The following is a 19,581-nucleotide window of genomic DNA, read 5'->3' as shown; positions in this document are numbered from 1 at the left end:
TCTATGGATGATGGCGCAACACACGCGCCATGTCTTCCAACTGCCTTGCAATCGAACGGTCGATGATGCCCGTATCGGTTTCGATCTGCACCCCGCCGATCAAAGATTCGTCGATGCGCTGTCTCACTTCAACCGCATCGTCGCCCTTATAGGCGCGGGCGATGGCTCGGAGCTTCTCTTCTTCCAGCTCGATGGGCGTAACCACCGTGATCCGCTCGATCCCCCGCCGCTCGTAATACAGGTCCTCGTAGTCCTTTACGATATACGGCACCAGATCGCTGCGGCGGTTGTCGACGCAGATCAACAGGAAGTTCGTCACAAAATCCGAGACGCGCCCGCGGAATAGATTCTCGACGATCGCGTGCTTTTCCTCCGCACCCAGATCCGGATGCGACAAAGCGCCGCGGAGCTCGCGGTTTTCGTAGGCTTCGCCCACCATCCGCAAATCCTCGAGCATGTCGTCGCCTTCGGTCTCGGCGACGTCGTATAGGGCCTCGGAATATTTTTTTACCACATCATCGAACATGGTTCTTCTCCAGCTCTTCGATCATGCCGTCGACGAGGCGGTCCTGGTCGGAAACCTCGATATTCTCCTTCAGGAGCTTTTGTGCGATCAAAACCGCGAGATCGGCGGTCTCTGTGCGCACCTCTTTTTCGGCATTCTTCTTTTCCCGGTCGATATCGCCCTTGGCGCGTTCCATCAGCGCTCGGGCTTCGGCGCGGGCGTCCTCGGCGGCGCGCTGTTCCATTAACTTTGCGCGCTTACGGGATTCTTCGACGATTTCGGCGCCTTCGCGCTTGGCATCGTCGATCTTTTCCTCGTATTGCGCCTTCAGCTGCTCCGCTTCCAGGCGCCGATCTTCCGCCTGCTGCAGATCCGAGGTGACGGCCTCCTGCCGCTTGGCGAGAAACTCGCTCATGGGGCGGTAGACGAAGTGACGGATGACGAGAAACAGGATGAGGGTGGCGCCCCATTGTGCCAAAACATTCCAAATATCCGGCACGACAAAAATTTCCATAGGGACAACTCCTTTCGTCTATTCCTCGCGGATTACAGGGCACCCATCAGCGGTTGTACGAATAACAGAATAATGGCGATAACCAATCCGTAAATACCCGTGGTCTCTGCGACCGCTTGGCCCAAGAGCATGGTCTGTACGATGTCGCCCTTGGCTTCCGGCTGGCGGCCTACGGCACTTGCCGCTTGTCCTGCCGCATACCCTTGCCCGATCCCGGGGCCGATACCCGCGATGACCGCAAGGCCCGCGCCGATTGCCGAACAACCCAATACGAACGCTTCATTACTGATTTGCATACTTTTCCTCCATCTGATTTTTTATTTCACTTCGGCGGAATGTTTCGCCGCGCGTCGTTCTGCCATTTCTTCGGGATCTGCCATATTCGAGCTGATATACGTCATGCTCAACATCAGGAAGATAAACGTCTGGAGCAGGCCGCTGAATACGTCGAAGTACCCGTGCAAAGGCCATGCCACCAGGGGAATCAACAGGCGGGAGATCTTCGAAAGTCCCTGATAGACCAGGCTCATAATGAGCATACCGCTCAGGATATTCCCGAACAGACGGAAGCTCAACGAAACCGGATTCGCCAACTCGCCGAGGATATTGATCGGCGTGAGAATCGCGAGGGGCTCTGCGAATTGCTTAAAATACCCGCCGAGGCCCTTGGTCTTTACCGAGAAGAAGTGGATCATCACAAAGGTGATCAGCGCCAGTGCCAACGTCACATTGTAGTCGCTGGTGGGCGGGACAAAGCCCAACAACCCCGAGAGATTGGCGCATACGAGAAATGCACCCAAACTCAGCATATAGGGCGCAAAGCCCAGATTGTGTTCTCCCATAACCTGCGCGGTCAAATTGCGCACCCCTTCGACGAGGATCTCGGTGATGTGTAAGATCCCCTCGGGCTTCTTTCGATAGTCGGCTTTTTTGATCTTGGCGCCGAGCCAAATGCTCAAAACCGTCAAAAAAATGACGATCACGAATGTAGTAAACAGCGATTCGTGCAGCCATATCTCCTGTCCGTTTGCGTGAAACAGGATGCCACGTTTCAAATGCCCCCTCCTTTCCTTTCGCGGAGGTACCGTATGCCGTTTTCGGCGAGAATGACGTATTTGACAGACAATAGCCCGAAAAATGTCGTCGCTAAACTGAGATACTCCGCCTTTGCCGCCACGACGAGCACGACGGCATAGATCGCGTAGCGCAGCGCGTAGTGGATGCCCGCATAGCGAGACGCGCCCCGCTCCGATTTTTCCACCGCTCGCATCAGGGTGAAATACAATTGCTTAAACATCGCCATGGAGATGAGACAACCGAAGACCCAACCGAGTATGTAGGCGCCCGGCGTCTCAAAAAGAAAAAACATAATGCCGCTGACGATAAGCATTATGCCCGCCGTCTTTACTATATACCCATTACTGAATCGGTCCTTCATAGTTTTTTGCCGAGCCGCACGATATTGCCGATCCCCGCGGCGACGCCGACGAGGGTAAAGATCAGCAGAAATACGCCCCGGGCGGCGAGCTTTTTGTCAAGCCACGACCCGAAGAGCATACATCCCAAAATGGGGATCAAGACATTGAGCCCCACCTGGGTAATCTGACCCAGAGCTTCATACGCGGATCTTTTCATGCGGACTGCCTCCCATCTCTTTGGACTGTCTGTATATTTTATCGGAAATCGGCGATCAATTCAATTCCTTTGCCCCTAAAGCGGCGAGGACTGTGTAAAATTTTCATCACCCGCGGCAAAATTCCGTTCGGAGAATAAGAAAACACCGCGCGGTACGGCAGGGCTTCTCTGCGAACCCCGTACAGAGAAAGAGATTCTTCGACTCGGAATAAATTCCTCGCTCAGAATGACAAGGGTGGTTTAGCGAGAAAAAAATTGTCATCCTGAGCGGAGCGCAGCGGAGTCGAACGGATCTCTAGTGAACTATTGCGGGTCACATTGACGATAAAAGCCTCATCGTGCGGTTCGGCCCCGGCTTCTCTGCGAACCCCGTACAGCGAAAGAGATTCTTCGACTCGGAATAAATTCCTCGCTCAGAATGACAAGGGTGGTTTAGCGAGAAAAAAAATTGTCATCCTGAGCGGAGCGCAGCGGAGTCGAACGGATCTCTAGTGAACTATTGCGGGTCACATTGACGATAAAAGCCTCATCGTGTGGTACGGCCCCGGCTTCTCTGCGAACCCCGTACAGCGAAAGAGATTCTTCGACTCGGAATAAATTCCTCGCTCAGAATGACAAGGGTGGATCGTGCGGTACGGCAGAAGCTATTGCGAATCCCCTACACTGTCATCCTGAGCGGAGCGCAGCGGAGTCGAACGGATCTCTAGTGAACTATTGCGGGTCACATTGACGATAAAAGCCTCATCGTGTGGTACGGCCCCGGCTTTACGCTAACCCCTTACAGAGAAAGAGATTCTTCGACTCGGAATAAATTCCTCGCTCAGAATGACAAGGGTGGATCGTGCGGTACGGCAGAAGCTATTGCGAATCCCCTACACTGTCATCCTGAGCGGAGCGCAGCGGAGTCGAACGGATCTCTAGTGAGCTATTGCGGGTCACATTGACGACAAAAACCTCATCGCGCGGTTCGGCCCCGGCTTTTACGCTAACCCCTCACAGGGAAAGAGATTCTTCGACTCGGAACGGAGTTCCTCGCTCAGAATGACAAGGGGGTGGGCTGCGCAGTCTACCTCACTACACCCCGCGCCCTTTCTCCAAAAAAAAGACGCGTACACACCGGTACGCGCCTTCTTTCTCAATACGCCGAAAGTTTTTGATTGTGGCTATACGCGCTCCGCCAGAGGCCGAGGGCGACACACAGTGCCGACACGATCCAAATGGTGAGCGGTAGTCCGAACAGCTCCTGTTCCGGCTGAATCGCGCCGAAGAAAAATCCGCGTCCCCATTCAAAGACAAAGCCGAAGGGAAAGAGCGCCCCCAAAAGGGTGTCTATGGCACCGATTCCGAGGGCGGTGAGGATATACACGAGGACCGGCCCGCCGAAGCTAAAGCGCCGAAGGGTGCGTTCGCTCCCCACCGAAACCGCAAACAACCACAGTGCGACCTGCGTGCCCAGATTAAGCAAAAACAGGCTGCCGATGAGAGCGATGCCGCTCGGCTGCGAATACATGACTTTCAGTTGTTCGATGACGAAATTTAACTGGCCGCCGATCGCCGCAGAGAACAATACCAACAGGCGCGCACCCATAAAGGCCCCGATCAGGCTCATTAGGAGCAAAAGGAGACCGAGATAGGCAAACCGCGCGCCGACGACCTGCCGCCCCGTAAGGGGAAGGGCGGCAAAAAACGGGGAACGATCGCCGCAGAACGCCCGGTAGTCGCGCGCCAATACGACAATCCCGCCCGCGACCGCAGCGACATAGATGGCCATCGCCGCAAAGAGCGTCACCTCCGGTGCGGCATTTGCCCGGCTGATCAGACACGCCAAGAGAGAAATGCCGAATGCCGACAAGAGCACCACTTGATCCCGCTTAAAAAAGTATCCCAGCAGCTTACGCATCATACACCTCCCGAAAAATCTCTTCCAATCCCTTGCCGTGTACCGCCCGTAGCGTTTCCACGTTCTCGTTGAGCAACGCCTTTCCGCCGCCGAGGAACACCGCCCGATCGATCAACGGTTCGATGTCCGCCACCATATGGGTGGAGATGATCAGCGTCGCGCCGTCGTCGAAGCCGTCGAGTATGGCGTCGATCACGCCGCTTCTCGCCGCAGGATCCACCCCGCCGATGGGCTCGTCCAAGAGATAGACCTCCGCCCGGCGGGAAAGGGTGAGCGCGATCTGCAGTTTATCTCGCATGCCCTTGCTCATCTCCCGAATCCGGCTCTCCCGATCGAGACCCAAACGCCGGATCATAAAATTGGCCCGCTTTGTGTCGAAGTCCTCGAAAAACGTCTCGTAAAGCGCCGTCGTCTCCTTCACCCGCATATCCTTGGCGAGGGGCAAATGGTCGGGCTGGTAGCTGACCTTCGCCTTGCTCGTAGGCCCCGGGACGCTGCCGCAGATCTTAACTTCGCCTTGGTAGGCCATCTCCAGGCCCGCAAGGATCTTTAACAAGGTCGTCTTGCCGGCGCCGTTGGGCCCCAAAAGCCCCACCATACTGCCGGCGGGTATCGCGAGCTCCAAATCGTCGAGCACGAGCGTATCGCGGTATCCCATCGAGAGTTCGTTAATGCGTACGGCTTCCATCGTCTCCTCCTCTCTCCCACTGTTCCGACAGCAGTTTCAATGCCACTTCCTTGCTCATCGACAGGTCGTCGGCGATGCGCCGAAGCTCCCTACACGCTTCTACAAACGCGTCCCGCCCCAAGAGCGCGATCAAATTCTCGTCTTCGGTTACATATTTTCCTCTGGTGCGATCCGTCACGATCAAATCCTCCCTTTCCAATTCCGCCAATGCCCGCTGTACCGTATTGGGATTGACCCGATACGCCTTCGCCAAATTCCGCACCGATTCGATCTTCTCGCCCCCGGGCCATTCCCCCGCCGCGATATGGCGACGAAATACCTCGTAGAGTTGCAGATAGATCGGCCGACTTGCGTCAAAGTCCATGGGACCTCCTCTCCAATCTGTATCACTTCCTTAATACAATCATATTGTACTATCGTCTTAATACAGTGTCAACTCTTTTTTCAAAATATTTCTAAATCGGCGCAAACAAAAAACGGACTCTCTCGAGTCCGCCTTTGTATGGTTTAGGAAAAGTAGTTTTCATCTAGGATTGATCGTTCTATTCGGGAAGGTATATCGTTCTTTGAATGACAAAGTGTTTGGAAACATCGTACAGAAAAAATAGGACTTTCGATCGGAAAATATGCTCGTAGCACTTCCAATAGTCGACATAGCGATGCTCGCGCTTTTCACTGAAAGCCTGCACATCCGCCGGGGGATAGCCGAGAAATATGCCGATCTCGTCGGGGCATCCCGTCCGAAACCGCGCACGCAACTCGCGGAGTGCCTCCGCAGCGCTCGTATATACATAGCCGCGATTCTCTAAAAATGCCCGGCAATCCCGCCGCGCAAGGCGCCGTTTCAGGCGCTTCGGATGGTAAAAGTACAAGAGTGGCGTTCCCTTTTCGTTTTCAAGCTCCAGATACGCAAGGGGTATTGCCTTTCGGAGCGAATCGTTACAACGCCAACAGCGATACAGATCGCGCCCGCCCGCGTTCAGATTGACCAGCGTGCCGGTCTTTGCCGCAAATACGGTGGGCGCCGTGTAAAGTTTTAGGAGGGCGAGGAGATATTCCCCGTCACCGCAATCTCTGCAGTTTTCCAGATAAGTGAGGGTATTTTCTTTGAGCTTACGCTTTACAAAGCGCGCCGCCGCTTGCCATACAGTCATTCGCGTCCTCTTCCGTCGGCGTGCCCTTTACGATCAAGACGTCTACCGAGGCGACGCCCAATCCGCGGACCTCGTCCTCCCAACGCTCCATCCACTCTCCGTCGGCCCACTCATAGGAGCCGAAGAGGAGGACGTGTTTGCCTTTGAGATCGGAATTTACCTCGTCCATAAAGGGCCGCATATAGGATTCTTCCAGTTCCTCTGCGCCCATGGCGGGGCATCCGAAGGCGATCTTTTCCGCCGCGCGAACCGTATCCGCGGTCGCATCTGCAACCTCGATCAGCTCCGCTTCGCCGCCGGCATTGGCAATTCCTTCCGCCACCGCCTTAGCCATGGCTTCCGTATTGCCCGTTCCGGACCAGTACACCACAGGAATCATAGTTCCTCCTTTCTATTCCCTCGACGGTACCGTAAAACAACCGTCTGTTTTGGTGTAAACGACACGACTTATCGAATATGTACCGTCGAGTTGATAATTCATATCGTTTACAACTTCATTATATAGACCTCTTGGAGAAATTGCAAGGGGTTTTTGATATTAATTTTCCTTTATTCGACCGGAGTTCCTCTCGCCTTTAGCTTGCGAGGGTTCATACATTCACCACATAAAAAGACATCCCCGTAGGGATGCCTCATACAATTTGTGTTATCGTCTTTTCTTACTTTCCATATAGGCCAATCCGCCCATGGCCAACAGCATGGCGGCCTGGTACATTCCGATGCCGTCGATGCCGGTCTGCGGCGCTTTGCCCTTGGGATTTTTGGTAATCTTATCAAAGGGCGGCACCTTGGGTGTATCCGGCGGCGTTACCGGCGGTTCTTCCGGTACTTCCGGCGGTGTTACCGGCGGTTCTTCCGGTACTTCCGGAGGCGTTACCGGCGGTTCTTGCGGGATCTTATGGTTTGTAAATTCTACCCGGATCTCTGCCGCTCCGATCACACCTTGGGTATATCTTTCGGTCACGGTATAGCCTGCTTTGTCCAATTCCTCTACGATATAGCTCGTGCCGTAGGAGAGTTTTAAGATGCGGAAGGTCTCTCCGCCTTTCAGCGTAAAGATCTCACCGCTCTGAATCGAGCCGCGCAGGGTTTCGCCGTCGATCCGCTCTTTCAAGTAATCGAAGACATCCTTAAGCTCTGCACCGTTCGCGTCTTGTAGGACAACGCGGAAACGGAAGTCCTTGCCGCTTTCTTCGCCGATCACCGTCTTCGAGACAATGAGCTCGCCGTAGTTCGGTTCCTCCGGCGGATTGTCCGACGTATCCGGCGGCGTGGCGGTATTGGTGAGGATGACGTCCAGGATCTCGGTCACCTTCATCCCTTCGGGATAGCGGATGAGATAGGATCCGTCCTCTTCCTTTATGATTTCTACGTCTTTGCCGTCCTTATCGACGATCCGCAAGTTCTTATTCGTATCTACGGTGCCGGTGTAGCCCGGTACCTTTGCTTCTCGAATGATGTAGCCGTGCTTGCGGAAGGTTCCCTCCAAGTCGGCGATGCGGTCTTGCCAATCGCCGTCTGCATTGAGGACGACCTCGCGCGTGTCGCCGTTTTCGGAGACGACCACAACGGTAATCGAATCGGGGGCATTGCCCTCGCCTTTCCAGCGCTTCGAAATCTCGATTTCATGGCCGGGTCCCTTGTGGTTTTCTGTCGCCATGCCCGTATTTTCGGTATCACCGGGCAAGATTATACTTTCCTTACCATACGAGCCGTACTTATTCGGTTCCATCTTGGTGACATTAAACAACTCGTAGGGCACGCCGTCGATCACAAGCCGCGGCAGGTAGAGGGTGTAGAACCCGTCTTCCCCTTGCTTGAGATAGAAGTCGTAGGTCGTAAACCCTGGTTCGTTGGTTACGAGGTCATAGCTTCGTACGCGAATCCCCGTGCCATAGCTGGGGAGAGACAGGGACTTGAAGACGACTTCTTTGTCTAACTCCGTGAGGAATTCTCCATCCAAAACCGGATGGGGAATTTTATTCCAAGTAAATACTTGCGAGTCGATGACCTTGCCGTCCTTGTGCAGGTTCAAAGTAATATTGCCGGCAAAATCTTTAAAGTGATCCTTGGTGGGGAGCAGGCGGATCAATCCGTCGTCGGTCAGATCTGCTTCCGGTTTGTAATTGTCCGCATACTCGATGCGAATGTCGTAGGTGTCGTCCTTGGGCGTAAACTTCGGCGCAAATACGTCGGAATCTTCTTCCAGCGTGTAGCGGCCCTTCGCCAGGGCACCGGGGTCCAGCTTGTCGAAGCTGCCCTTCCAACCGTCCTCTTTCGTCAAGGTCAGGGTGCGGTAGATGGGTTTGCCAGCTTCGTCGTAGCCGTCGACGATCCGCTCGCCGTCCAGGCGGAGGTATAGGGTTACGCTCTTCGGCAGTTGCGCTTCCGGCACCTTCCAACTCTTTTCTACGTTCAGTTCACCGAATGCGTAGAATGTGGGAGTAGAATTTGTCTTGAATATTTTCTTTGTTTAAGAGGAAGTACTTCGTCTTTTCGAAAAAGCCGATGTCCTTACCCCTCCCTTTGGCCTCGTTGTCGAAGACGTAGACGGTGTGCTTGTCGCCGATGTGGACATAGCCCGTGGGGCAGTTCCACAATCCGCCGCCGTCGCCGCCGAAGGAATCGATCCAGGTGGCAATCGCCGTGTTTTCCGTAATCAACAAATTCTCGAGGGTCTGAATGCGAGGCGGAAAGGAGATATAGACCCCGCCGCCGAAGTTCCCGGATTTGTTATCCAAAATCATGGTCTTGCCGAAGTGGACGAAATTCGTGTCCACATAGACCAAGCCGCCGACGGCGGATGCTTTGTTTTTGTAGATCAGTCCGCCGTCGATAAAGGCCTCGGATTTATTTTCTTCCAAATGTTTTTCGTAATCTGCCGGTGTATTGGCGTATTCGCGATTTATAATGTTCGAAAATTCACTGAGAAACTGATCCGACACGGCGATCCCGCCGCCGGAACCGGATTTGTTGCCCGCTACAATGCCGTCGTTCATATGCAGCTCCGCCTTGGGGTAGATCGTAATCCCCCCGCCGGACTGGTACCGCGTATTCGATCTGTTGTTTGCGATGATGCCGCCGTCGATGATCACCCGGGCGGGATCGCCTGTGCTGCCGAACAGGCTGCCGGCAAACACGCCGCCGCTCATGCCGCCGTCGTTGTTGTCGATCATGCCGCCGGTCATATGGAAGGTGCTGCCGGGGTCTACATAGACCGCGCCCGACGAAGTGGGACGATTGTAGTCGGGATCGATCCGCTCATAGGATTTGTTATGGGAGATGCGGCCGCCTTCCATCGTGAAGGTACCGCCCTTCTTTACCTTGATCGGCGCGGTGTAGCCGTGTTTGTTATTGGCGTGCATCACCGTGCCGTTCTTTAGGGTCAAGCTGCCGCCGTTTTCTACCGTGGCAATAGCGCCGCGATCGTCGAATTCCGTCTCTACTTCTTCGATTCCGTCGATATGGATGGCGCTATCTTCGTCGCCCCATGTCAACGTACCAAAGATTGCAAATAAAGTATCTTCCACAAACTCTTTTGCGCGCTTTAGAATAATCGCGCCTTCTTCTTCGGAAGGCAGGGGCGTATCGGCTTTTTCTAAAGCCTCTTCGCCGCGGTTTCTGCCCGCATCAATGCTTTCTCTCTGTTTTTCTTCACCGGCATCATTCGAATCCGCCGGCTGTTCGATGGGCTTCCAGAGTTCCTCGGCGGTCTGTTCGTTGTCCGCCGTAAGCAATATGTTCTGATCCTTTGCGATGGTCAGCTTCTCGGTCAATTCGAAGCTCTCCATAACCTTGATCACGGTCTTCTTCGAACCGGCATTTTGAATCTCCGCTTTGAGCTCGTCGAAGCTGTGGACCTCGACGACCGCATCCGCTTCTTCCGCTTGCGCGGCGGCCCCAGCGCTTTGGGAGCGCGGGCGAGCGCCTCGGCGTCGAGTTCGGTGCCCGCTTCGAGCACGTCGGCCACCGCTTCGGAGTCGGCCGCGGGTCCATCTACGGGATCACGCGCTGTGTCCGCCGCGCTTTCTGCCGCAGGCGCCGCCGTTTCCGATTCCGCCGACGCGTGGCCGGTCAGAAACGACAGTAGCGCCGCCATCAGGCAGAGCGCATAGAACCGTTTACGCATTTTTCCCTCTGTTTTTGTTTTATATCGATTTTTTCTATCGTATGTACGCAAAAAAAACACACGCCGTCCTTCAGGATCAGCGTGTGTTCTTTGTATGACCGGCAATTTCCTACTCTCCCGGGTCGTTACCAACCAAGTACCATCGGCGTTAGGAGGCTTAACTTCTGTGTTCGGTATGGAAACAGGTGTGTCCCTCTTGCTATTGTCACCGGACAACCCACAATCACTACACAATCAACTACGCTTGGTCAAGTCTTCGACCGATTAGTATCTCTTAGCTACATACATTGCTGTACTTACACCTGAGACCTATCAACCTCGTAGGCTACAAGGGGTCTTATCATTGAGGGAAATCTCATCTCGAGGTGGGCTTCGTGCTTAGATGCTTTCAGCGCTTATCCCGTCCAAACTTAGCTACTCAGCCGTGCCATTGGCATGACAACTGATGCACCAGCGGTTTGTCCATCCCGGTCCTCTCGTACTAAGGACAGATCCTCTCAAATTTCCTACGCCCACGACGGATAGGGACCGAACTGTCTCACGACGTTCTGAACCCAGCTCGCGTGCCTCTTTAATGGGCGAACAGCCCAACCCTTGGGACATGCTTCAGCCCCAGGATGAGACGAGCCGACATCGAGGTGCCAAACCTCCCCGTCGATGTGGACTCTTGGGGGAGATAAGCCTGTTATCCCCAGGGTAGCTTTTATCCGTTGAGCGATGGCCCTTCCACGCGGTACCACCGGATCACTAAGTCCTGCTTTCGCATCTGCTCGAGTTGTCGCTCTCGCAGTTAAGCTTCCTTTTGCCTTTGCACTCTACGCACGATTTCCGACCGTGCTGAGGAAACCTTTGAACGCCTCCGTTACTCTTTGGGAGGCGACCGCCCCAGTCAAACTGCCCGACTGGCAGTGTCCCTCTTCCGGATTCACGGAAGTAGGTTAGAATTCTAGAATGAATAGAGTGGTATCCCAAGGGCGACTCCCGAAACACTGGCGTGCTCCGCTCATAGTCTCCCACCTATCCTGTACAGTTCATTCCAAAATCCAATATCAGCCTGCAGTAAAGCTCCATGGGGTCTTTCCGTCCTGTCGTGGGTAAGCGGCATCTTTACCGCTACTACAATTTCACCGGATCCTTTGTTGAGACAGTGCCCAAATCGTTACACCTTTCGTGCGGGTCGGAACTTACCCGACAAGGAATTTCGCTACCTTAGGACCGTTATAGTTACGGCCGCCGTTTACCGGGGCTTCAGTTCTAAGCTTCGCTTGCGCTAACTTGTTCCCTTAACCTTCCGGCACCGGGCAGGTGTCAGCCCCTATACTTCGTCTTTCGACTTCGCAGAGACTTGTGTTTTTGGTAAACAGTCGCTTGGGCCTTTTCACTGCGGCCATGTTGCCATGGCTCCCCTTCTCCCGAAGTTACGGGGTCATTTTGCCGAGTTCCTTAACAAAGGTTCTTCCGCTCGTCTTAGGATTCTCTCCTCACCTACCTGTGTCGGTTTACGGTACGGGCGGCTTACGCGAATAGTGGCTTTTCTCGGCAGCTTGGAGTCGGCTCCTTCTCTACTTATTTTCGATCCGCATCACACTTCAGACTCGGGAAAGCGGATTTGCCTACTTTCCATCCTTTGTGCTTGCACGCCACACCAACTGGGCGCTACGCGTATCCTTCTGCGTCCCCACTTCTTCATTGCGATCGCCGGTACAGGAATTTCCACCTGTTGTCCATCGACTACGCCTTTCGGCCTCGCCTTAGGTCCCGACTTACCCTGAGTGGACGAGCCTTCCTCAGGAAACCTTAGGTTTTCGACGGGGGAGATTCTCACTCCCCTCTCGCTACTCATGCCAGCATTCTCTCTTCTGTGCACTCCACAATGCCTTACAGCTTTTGCTTCACAGCGCACACAATGCTCCTCTACCAATCCTTTGATTCCACGGCTTCGGTATCGTGTTTAGCCCCGGTTATTTTCGGCGCAGGGTCACTTGACTAGTGAGCTATTACGCACTCTTTCAATGTATGGCTGCTTCTAAGCCAACATCCTAGTTGTCTCAGTAACTCCACATCCTTTTCCACTTAACACGAATTTTGGGACCTTAGACGGTGGTCTGGGTTGTTTCCCTTTCGACTATGAAGCTCATCCCACATAGTCTGACTCCGGAGGATATGTCTTCGGTATTCGGAGTTTGATAGGTCGCGGTAACTTGGTAAAGTCCCTTGACCATTCAGTGCTCTACCCCCGAGACACTCCCTTCCAGGCTAGCCCTAAAGCTATTTCGAGGAGAACCAGCTATCTCCGCGTTCGTTTGGCTTTTCACCCCTATCCACAGGTCATCCGATAGCTTTTAAACGCTACCCGGTTCGAGCCTCCATTGCCTTTTACGGCAACTTCACTCTGCCCATGGATAGATCACACGGTTTCGGGTCTATGCCCTACGACTCTTCGCCCTGTTCAGACTCGCTTTCGCTACGGCTACGGTGCAGCACACCTTAACCTTGCCGTAGAACATAACTCGCTGGCCCGTTCTACAAAAAGTACACGATCGTGGCCGAAGCCACTTTCGCTGCTTGTAAACATCCGGTTTCAGATTCTATTTCACTCCCCTCCCGGGGTTCTTTTCACCTTTCCCTCACGGTACTTATGCGCTATCGGTCACCAAGGAGTATTTAGCCTTAGGGGGTGGTCCCCCTGTATTCCCACCGGGTTTCACGTGCCCTGTGGTACTCGTTTAGAGTGGTTGTGACTTCTTCGTATACGGGACTGTTACCCCCTACGGTTCGCCTTCCCAGGCGATTCTACTCGTCGTCACTTCCGTATCTCAATTCGGGCTCTACCCCGTTCGCTCGCCGCTACTTAGGGTATCGAGGTTTCTTTCTTTTCCTCGGGGTACTTAGATGTTTCAGTTCCCCCGGTATTCCCTCCTAAGGCTATGAATTGACCTTAGGATCCTTTGAGGCTATCAAAGGGGGTTTCCCCATTCGGAAATCTGTGGATCAAAGTGTATTTGCCACTCCCCACAGCTTTTCGCAGCTTATCGCGTCCTTCATCGGCTCTTGGTGCCAAGGCATCCACCGGATGCTCTTTCTAACTTGACCTAAATTGATCTGTTTTGATCCAATCGTTGAAATTGTAATCTTAAAAAATTTGAAGATTTGATTCTTACGATGTTCTCGTTGATTGTGTATGTGATTGTCAAGGTTCAATATTACGAATCCCGTCCGATTTGCACGGACGCAAGGCGTCTTGCGGATTCACAATTAAAGGTATAAGAGAAGTAACCATCTTTATGGCGCCTCGCCCGCAGGCGAGGGCCGTTTTCCTTAGAAAGGAGGTGATCCAGCCGCACCTTCCGATACGGCTACCTTGTTACGACTTCACCCCAGTCATTAACCCTACCTTCGACAGCTGCCTCCTTACGGTTGGCTCGCTGGCTTCGGGTATTGCCAACTCCCATGGTGTGACGGGCGGTGTGTACAAGACCCGGGAACGCATTCACCGCGGCATTCTGATCCGCGATTACTAGCAACTCCGACTTCATGCAGGCGAGTTGCAGCCTGCAATCCGAACTGGGATCGGCTTTTTGAGATTCGCTTAACATCGCTGTCTCGCTGCCCTCTGTACCGACCATTGTAGCACGTGTGTAGCCCGGGACATAAAGGGCATGATGATTTGACGTCATCCCCACCTTCCTCCGATTTATCATCGGCAGTCCTTCCAGAGTTCCCGCCATAATGCGCTGGCAACTGAAAGTAAGGGTTGCGCTCGTTGCGGGACTTAACCCAACATCTCACGACACGAGCTGACGACAACCATGCACCACCTGTATTGCCGTTTCCGAAGAAAACATTTTATCTCTAAAATTGGCGACAATATTTCAAGTCCCGGTAAGGTTCTTCGCGTTGCTTCGAATTAAACCACATGCTCCGCTGCTTGTGCGGGTCCCCGTCAATTCCTTTGAGTTTCATGCTTGCGCACGTACTCCCCAGGCGGAGTGCTTATTGTGTTAACGACGGCACCGAGGTTTGACCCCCGACACCTAGCACTCATCGTTTACAGCGTGGACTACCAGGGTATCTAATCCTGTTTGCTACCCACGCTTTCGTTCCTCAGCGTCAGTTGAAGTCCAGCAAGTCGCCTTCGCCACCGGTATTCCTCCTAATATCTACGCATTCCACCGCTACACTAGGAATTCCACTTGCCTCTCCTTCACTCAAGCTCGACAGTTTCCGATGCTTGCGAAGGTTAAGCCTTCGCCTTTTACATCGGACTTGCCGAGCCGCCTGCGAACCCTTTACGCCCAGTAATTCCGGACAACGCTCGCCCCCTACGTATTACCGCGGCTGCTGGCACGTAGTTAGCCGGGGCTTCCTCCTATGGTACCGTCATTATCTTCCCATAGGACAGAGCTTTACGACTCGAAAGCCTTCATCGCTCACGCGGCGTCGCTGCATCAGGGTTGCCCCCATTGTGCAAGATTCCCCACTGCTGCCTCCCGTAGGAGTTTGGACCGTGTCTCAGTTCCAATGTGACCGTTCACCCTCTCAGGCCGGTTACTGATCGCAGCCTTGGTAGGCCGTTACCCCACCAACTAGCTAATCAGACGCGAGGCCATCTCTCACCGCTGTGACTTTAACCACTGTAACAGGCGTTACTGTGGTCTCATACGGTATTAATCCCAGTTTCCCGAGGCTATCCCGTTGTGAGAGGCAGGTTCCTCACGCGTTACTCACCCGTCCGCCGCTAATCCGCTCTTCTTCACCCCGAAGGGATCCGAAGAGGTTCATCGCTCGACTTGCATGTGTTAGGCGCGCCGCCAGCGTTCGTCCTGAGCCAGGATCAAACTCTCAATAAAAACTTTTGAGTTTGCCTAACTCGGATTCACTGACTGTGTTTCCGCTTTAAGCTTAGATGTGTTATGGTTTATTCTCTTATACCATTTAATTAACTTGGTTCAATGTGCCGCTTCGGTGAAGCAGCTTATTTAGTATATCTTCTCGAAAAGACTTTGTCAAGCGCTTTTTAAAACTTTGTTAAGTTTTGTTTACACTTGCTTTCCCTTCAAGAGATAACTTGTATATACTACCTCGAAATCAGCGCCGCGTCAAGAACTTTTTTGAAATTCTTTTTTGCGATTCCGCTCTTTCGAAGCGACTTTCATATAGTAACACCGAATTTATTTTGTGTCAACCGTTTTATTTCGATTCTTTCGGCGTGAACCGGAAGAGCCTAAATAATAATAGTTTTAAATTATCTAAGTTTCTTGAACTCGAAAATTAAAAAAGAGATCCGCGTCCGGAGCAGATCTCTTTTTATATTTACAAGCGTTGTTTTATTTTATTTCCAATTCCGTGTCCAGGTTTCCGATCCGTTACTGTTACGGGTGTAGTCGTGGGCGTTGGAGGCTTCCATGATGGGAAGATAAGCCCAGTGATTCGGGGCGAGGTCGGTGTATTGGATCAGGCTGCCTCTGTGGTTTTGGACGTATCCGGCATCGGCTTGTCGATCGAGCATGCGGTTGACGATGCTTACTACTTCTGCGCGAGTGATGACGGAATCGGGACGGAAGGACCCATCGCCGTAGCCGCTGACCCAGCCGGCGCTGTTCAGTTTTTCGATGGCGTTTTGGGCCCAGTGGCCGTTCAGGTCGCTGAAGCCTTGGCCGCTTTTCGCCGAGACGAATTTCGCGGCGACGCTTGCAAATTCAGCGCGGGTTACGGAGGCGTTCGGGCGGAAGGAGCCGTCCGGGTAGCCGGAGATGACGCCGAGGGTGCTTAGGCGATCCACATCGGATGCATACCAGTCGCCGGAGCGAACATCTCGAAAGGCGGTGCTGTTACTGCCGATGAAGGTGCCTTGATCGAGCAGGCGGCGGAAGATGGCGGTCATTTCGCCGCGGGTGATGGTGCCTTCGGGGCGGAAGCTGCGATCCGGGTAGCCGTGGACGTAGACGAAGTGGTTGTACCGATCCAGTTTTAAGTTCGGGTTCGGGTTTGCGTTTTGGTTGACATTGTATTGGTCTCTGCCCACGTTGGTATTGTTGTTCACGTTGTTGTTGTTGGCAGAGGAGTTGTTTTCGTTGTTGATGTTGATGTTAATGTCCGGGCAACCGCTGTTGCAATCGGGCTTGCAGGTGTTGTTTCCGGGTACCGGGCAGGTGTTGTTTCCGGGTGCCGGGCAGGTGCCTTGATCGGGCGCAGGTTGGGGCTTAGGTGTTACAGACGAATCTTGTCCATGGCCGGGATCAGGGCTCGGCGCCGGAGGATTCGGTTGGGGATTCGGTGCCGGCGGTTTCGGTTGCGGTTCCGGAAGGGGCGTCGGCGGTGTGTATCCGTAAGTGAAGATCGGATCTTCCCCATTACGAACCTTAAGCTTGGGATGGGGGAACTTTTTTTGAATCTTTTTATCATAGTCCGTTAGATAAGCATTGGGATGCTGTATCCGGACACACCTGGCAGGATCCTCTGCCCCCCCCTCCCGTATCTTGTACTGTATCGTGGAGCCGCTTTCAACCTGGGGCATAAGCGTCAAATTCGACTGATCACTCTCCTCATGTACACGGATCGTAATACTATCGTAGGTGGCATATACGTCTGTCGGTCCAAAAAAAGGACCCTCGTAAACTTTACCTTCCTCTCGAATACGCTCTTGCACTTCTCGCTCCAATTTTCCAATAAGTGCCTTGATAGAAGGTGCAATATTAATATCTCGACTCATGGTATAGTCGTCCGTTTTTTCCCGTTCCGTGAAATCTACGTCGTAAGTCTCTGATGCAGTTTTCGAATCCACGGACTTCTTTCCTTCTGGTGGAAGCCATATTCTTATATTATTCAAGGTTACACTTATCCTATATCGAACCGTTCCTTCTAAGGGCTTGTCGGGATCGCTAAGCAGGATTTTTTCGCGAAGGATAATTGGCTGAATGTCACCGTCATCACCTGCATCACCCTCGGCAAAAGCCATGCCGCTTGGCAGAAGAAGAAGTACGCACAAAAGAACGGCAACAAGTGATGTTACATGATGTTTCAGTTTATTCATTTCGATCTCCTTTCTTACCGCCAATGCCGCGTCCAGGTTTCCGATCCGTCACTATTCCTTGTGTAGTCGTGAGCGTTGGAGGCTTCCATGATGGGAAGGTAGGCCCAGTGATTCGGGGCGAGGTCGGTGTATTGGATCAGGCTGCCTCTGTGGTTTTGGACGTATCCGGCATCGGCTTGTCGATCGAGCATGCGGTTGACGATGCTTACTACTTCTGCGCGAGTGATGACGGAATCGGGACGGAAGGACCCATCGCCGTAGCCGCTGACCCAGCCGGCGCTGTTCAGTTTTTCGATGGCGTTTTGGGCCCAGTGGCCGTTCAGGTCGCTGAAGCCTTGGCCGCTTTTCGCCGAGACGAATTTCGCGGCGACGCTTGCAAATTCAGCGCGGGTTACGGAGGCGTTCGGGCGGAAGGAGCCGTCCGGGTAGCCGGAGATGACGCCGAGGGTGCTTAGGCGATCCACATCGGATGCATACCAGTCGCCGGAGCGAACATCTCGAAAGGCGGTGCTGTTACTGCCGATGAAGGTGCCTTGATCGAGGAGACGACGGAAGATGGCGGTCATTTCGCCGCGGGTGATGGTGCCTTCGGGGCGGAAGCTGCGATCCGGGTAGCCGTGGACGTAGACGAAGTGGTTGTACCGATCCAGTTTTAAGTTCGGGTTCGGGTTTGCGTTTTGGTTGACATTGTATTGGTCTCTGCCCACGTTGGTATTGTTGTTCACGTTGTTGTTGTTGGCAGAGGAGTTGTTTTCGTTGTTGATGTTGATGTTAATGTCCGGGCAACCGCTCCTGCAGGGTGTGTCGCAACTGTTTTGTTTGCAGTTACCTTGGTTGGGATTGGGACATACGTTGGGGCAATCGGGTTCGTTCGGCTTGTCCGGTGTGTAGCGGTTGACAAACCGGGTATTGCCATACAGAACAGGTCCATTCCGGTGAACACGACCTTCCAATTGAGGCGGTACCGTCCCGGAAGGGGCAAGTGCCTTCGGGCGAGGTTGGGGTTGGGAGCCTCCAGGTATTAGGTCAATCGACATCGTTACGAGATTCTTTTCCGGCATAACGAGGCTTAAGCCGGGGGTGCTACTTTCACTTTCCGAAACTTCTACAAGAATTCCGCTATAGGGCATGCCGGGCCATCCATTGCCTCCATCGCCTCCGGGTTGAGGTGGTTGCTGTTCAAGTTTGCTTACCATGCCGCGGACCAATGTGTCGATTTCATAGCTTTTTTCTACGCTATTTCCGTTTCCCATTTCATTGCTGGAAAAATCGATGCTGAAAGCATTTTGCTTTGCCATCGACTTAAGGGGTTGTGGGCCCTGCGGGCTGTAGATTAACAATGTTACCTTAATATCAAATTTAATATTCCCTTGGAACTTGGTCTTACCGTCAGGTAGCAGGATTCGTTTCGTAATGGGCGGTAATTCCCAGTAAACCGGTTGACTGGAGACATAGCCACTTCCACTCCCTCCGCTGCTGCCACCTCCATTCCCTGAACCTCCACCGCTGTACTTGTCACTAGCGGTACGGACGCTTTCGCTCTCTCCGCCGGCAAACACCGGAGTACCGAAACTCATGGTTAAGGTCAGTAAGAGCAGGATAAAAAACATGCCTAATCTTTTTCTCATCGAATTCTCCTTTCTTAAATATTGCGTTTATGATGAATGTGAACTATTCCATCATCCATAAACGAGATTATTGCTTGTTATTATTCTACCACAAACTATAGGAAAATGTTCTCGTATACTATTTTTTATCTTTTTATTTTGAAGATTTCATTTCCTAAATTAAGCTTATCTTCCCATCTGATAAACTACGTGTTTTTGGAGAAAATGTTTTCTGTATTTTCGCTTAATTCATATGCATATAATTACTTGCATCTAACTACAAAATAGAACTTTACAGCTTTTGCAATTCTTGACGCTTCTAAATTCTCTATGCTTTTCTTAACTCCTATCATCTTGTAATTCTTCCCAACAAAAAAGAGCGATTTCTCGCTCTTTTTTGTTCCTCTATTTTCTAA

Annotated in this window: 16 protein-coding genes and 3 rRNA genes; all 19 read right to left on the bottom strand. The window is 52.8% G+C overall.

Features of this window, described 5'->3' with window-relative positions; genetic code table 11:
- Window position 1: 1 nt before the first annotated feature.
- Complete coding sequence (atpH, locus tag EL294_RS00755) at window positions 2–526, bottom strand: ATP synthase F1 subunit delta (RefSeq protein WP_126464631.1); 525 nt, start codon at window positions 524–526, stop codon at window positions 2–4.
- A complete protein-coding gene (gene atpF / locus EL294_RS00750; RefSeq protein WP_126464630.1) occupies window positions 516–1,019 on the bottom strand; it encodes a F0F1 ATP synthase subunit B in 504 nt (167 codons plus the stop codon). The genes atpH and atpF overlap by 11 nt, the downstream gene beginning before the upstream one ends.
- Window positions 1,020–1,051: 32 nt before the next feature.
- The gene (gene atpE, locus EL294_RS00745; RefSeq protein WP_126464629.1) at window positions 1,052–1,315 is read right to left on the bottom strand and encodes an ATP synthase F0 subunit C; all 264 of its coding nucleotides are present in this window, start codon (window positions 1,313–1,315) and stop codon (window positions 1,052–1,054) included.
- A gap of 21 nt (window positions 1,316–1,336) precedes the next feature.
- Window positions 1,337–2,074 carry a F0F1 ATP synthase subunit A gene (atpB, locus tag EL294_RS00740; RefSeq protein WP_232006482.1) on the bottom strand — a complete coding sequence of 246 codons (738 nt, stop codon included), beginning with the start codon at window positions 2,072–2,074 and terminating at the stop codon, window positions 1,337–1,339.
- A complete protein-coding gene (locus EL294_RS00735) occupies window positions 2,071–2,457 on the bottom strand; it encodes an ATP synthase subunit I (RefSeq protein ID WP_126464628.1) in 387 nt (128 codons plus the stop codon). Before EL294_RS00735 ends, atpB begins: the two co-directional genes overlap by 4 nt.
- Entirely contained in the window at window positions 2,454–2,654 is a 201-nt protein-coding gene (locus EL294_RS00730; protein ID WP_126464627.1) for an AtpZ/AtpI family protein, read from the bottom strand. The genes EL294_RS00735 and EL294_RS00730 overlap by 4 nt, the downstream gene beginning before the upstream one ends.
- A 1,135-nt stretch (window positions 2,655–3,789) precedes the next feature.
- The gene (locus tag EL294_RS00725; protein WP_126464626.1) at window positions 3,790–4,557 is read right to left on the bottom strand and encodes a hypothetical protein; all 768 of its coding nucleotides are present in this window, start codon (window positions 4,555–4,557) and stop codon (window positions 3,790–3,792) included.
- Entirely contained in the window at window positions 4,547–5,242 is a 696-nt protein-coding gene (locus EL294_RS00720) for an ABC transporter ATP-binding protein (RefSeq protein ID WP_126464625.1), read from the bottom strand. The genes EL294_RS00725 and EL294_RS00720 overlap by 11 nt, the downstream gene beginning before the upstream one ends.
- On the bottom strand, window positions 5,223–5,606 hold the full coding sequence (locus EL294_RS00715; RefSeq protein WP_126464624.1) for a GntR family transcriptional regulator: 384 nt from the start codon (window positions 5,604–5,606) through the stop codon (window positions 5,223–5,225). The genes EL294_RS00720 and EL294_RS00715 overlap by 20 nt, the downstream gene beginning before the upstream one ends.
- Before the next feature lie 178 nt (window positions 5,607–5,784).
- Window positions 5,785–6,396 carry a DUF3793 family protein gene (locus EL294_RS00710; RefSeq protein ID WP_126464623.1) on the bottom strand — a complete coding sequence of 204 codons (612 nt, stop codon included), beginning with the start codon at window positions 6,394–6,396 and terminating at the stop codon, window positions 5,785–5,787.
- Entirely contained in the window at window positions 6,356–6,775 is a 420-nt protein-coding gene (locus tag EL294_RS00705) for a flavodoxin (RefSeq protein ID WP_126464622.1), read from the bottom strand. The genes EL294_RS00710 and EL294_RS00705 overlap by 41 nt, the downstream gene beginning before the upstream one ends.
- Window positions 6,776–7,042: 267 nt before the next feature.
- A complete protein-coding gene (locus EL294_RS00700) occupies window positions 7,043–8,815 on the bottom strand; it encodes a DUF7601 domain-containing protein (RefSeq protein ID WP_269471186.1) in 1,773 nt (590 codons plus the stop codon).
- Between the two features lies 1 nt (window position 8,816).
- Entirely contained in the window at window positions 8,817–10,199 is a 1,383-nt protein-coding gene (locus EL294_RS00695; protein ID WP_126464620.1) for a hypothetical protein, read from the bottom strand.
- The gene (locus tag EL294_RS00690) at window positions 10,196–10,576 is read right to left on the bottom strand and encodes a hypothetical protein (RefSeq protein WP_126464619.1); all 381 of its coding nucleotides are present in this window, start codon (window positions 10,574–10,576) and stop codon (window positions 10,196–10,198) included. Before EL294_RS00690 ends, EL294_RS00695 begins: the two co-directional genes overlap by 4 nt.
- Window positions 10,577–10,621: 45 nt before the next feature.
- Window positions 10,622–10,738 (bottom strand): 5S ribosomal RNA (gene rrf / locus EL294_RS00685).
- A gap of 31 nt (window positions 10,739–10,769) precedes the next feature.
- Window positions 10,770–13,618: ribosomal RNA gene (locus EL294_RS00680) — 23S ribosomal RNA — on the bottom strand.
- A 229-nt stretch (window positions 13,619–13,847) separates the two neighbouring features.
- Window positions 13,848–15,375: ribosomal RNA gene (locus EL294_RS00675) — 16S ribosomal RNA — on the bottom strand.
- The 16S, 23S and 5S rRNA genes sit together here, the layout of an rRNA operon.
- 482 nt (window positions 15,376–15,857) lie before the next feature.
- Window positions 15,858–16,568 carry an S-layer homology domain-containing protein gene (locus EL294_RS07865; protein ID WP_164715162.1) on the bottom strand — a complete coding sequence of 237 codons (711 nt, stop codon included), beginning with the start codon at window positions 16,566–16,568 and terminating at the stop codon, window positions 15,858–15,860.
- A 1,004-nt stretch (window positions 16,569–17,572) separates the two neighbouring features.
- Window positions 17,573–18,511 carry an S-layer homology domain-containing protein gene (locus tag EL294_RS07860; protein ID WP_164715161.1) on the bottom strand — a complete coding sequence of 313 codons (939 nt, stop codon included), beginning with the start codon at window positions 18,509–18,511 and terminating at the stop codon, window positions 17,573–17,575.
- Window positions 18,512–19,581 lie beyond the last annotated feature (1,070 nt).

This window comes from Aedoeadaptatus ivorii, from assembly GCF_900638585.1.
GTDB classification, from domain to species: Bacteria; Bacillota; Clostridia; order Tissierellales; family Peptoniphilaceae; genus Aedoeadaptatus; species Aedoeadaptatus ivorii.
Note: the sequence above shows the minus strand (reverse complement) of the source record. Positions and strands in the feature narration are given on the sequence as shown.

Excerpts from the sequence above, each read along its gene's own strand:
- atpH (WP_126464631.1), bottom strand. The coding sequence starts at position 526 with ATGTTCGATGATGTGGTAAAAAAATATTCCGAGGCCCTATACGACGTC.
- atpF (WP_126464630.1), bottom strand. The coding sequence starts at position 1,019 with ATGGAAATTTTTGTCGTGCCGGATATTTGGAATGTTTTGGCACAATGG.
- atpE (WP_126464629.1), bottom strand. The coding sequence starts at position 1,315 with ATGCAAATCAGTAATGAAGCGTTCGTATTGGGTTGTTCGGCAATCGGC.
- EL294_RS00735 (WP_126464628.1), bottom strand. The coding sequence starts at position 2,457 with ATGAAGGACCGATTCAGTAATGGGTATATAGTAAAGACGGCGGGCATA.
- EL294_RS00730 (WP_126464627.1), bottom strand. The coding sequence starts at position 2,654 with ATGAAAAGATCCGCGTATGAAGCTCTGGGTCAGATTACCCAGGTGGGG.
- EL294_RS00725 (WP_126464626.1), bottom strand. The coding sequence starts at position 4,557 with ATGATGCGTAAGCTGCTGGGATACTTTTTTAAGCGGGATCAAGTGGTG.
- EL294_RS00720 (WP_126464625.1), bottom strand. The coding sequence starts at position 5,242 with ATGGAAGCCGTACGCATTAACGAACTCTCGATGGGATACCGCGATACG.
- EL294_RS00715 (WP_126464624.1), bottom strand. The coding sequence starts at position 5,606 with ATGGACTTTGACGCAAGTCGGCCGATCTATCTGCAACTCTACGAGGTA.
- EL294_RS00710 (WP_126464623.1), bottom strand. The coding sequence starts at position 6,396 with ATGACTGTATGGCAAGCGGCGGCGCGCTTTGTAAAGCGTAAGCTCAAA.
- EL294_RS00705 (WP_126464622.1), bottom strand. The coding sequence starts at position 6,775 with ATGATTCCTGTGGTGTACTGGTCCGGAACGGGCAATACGGAAGCCATG.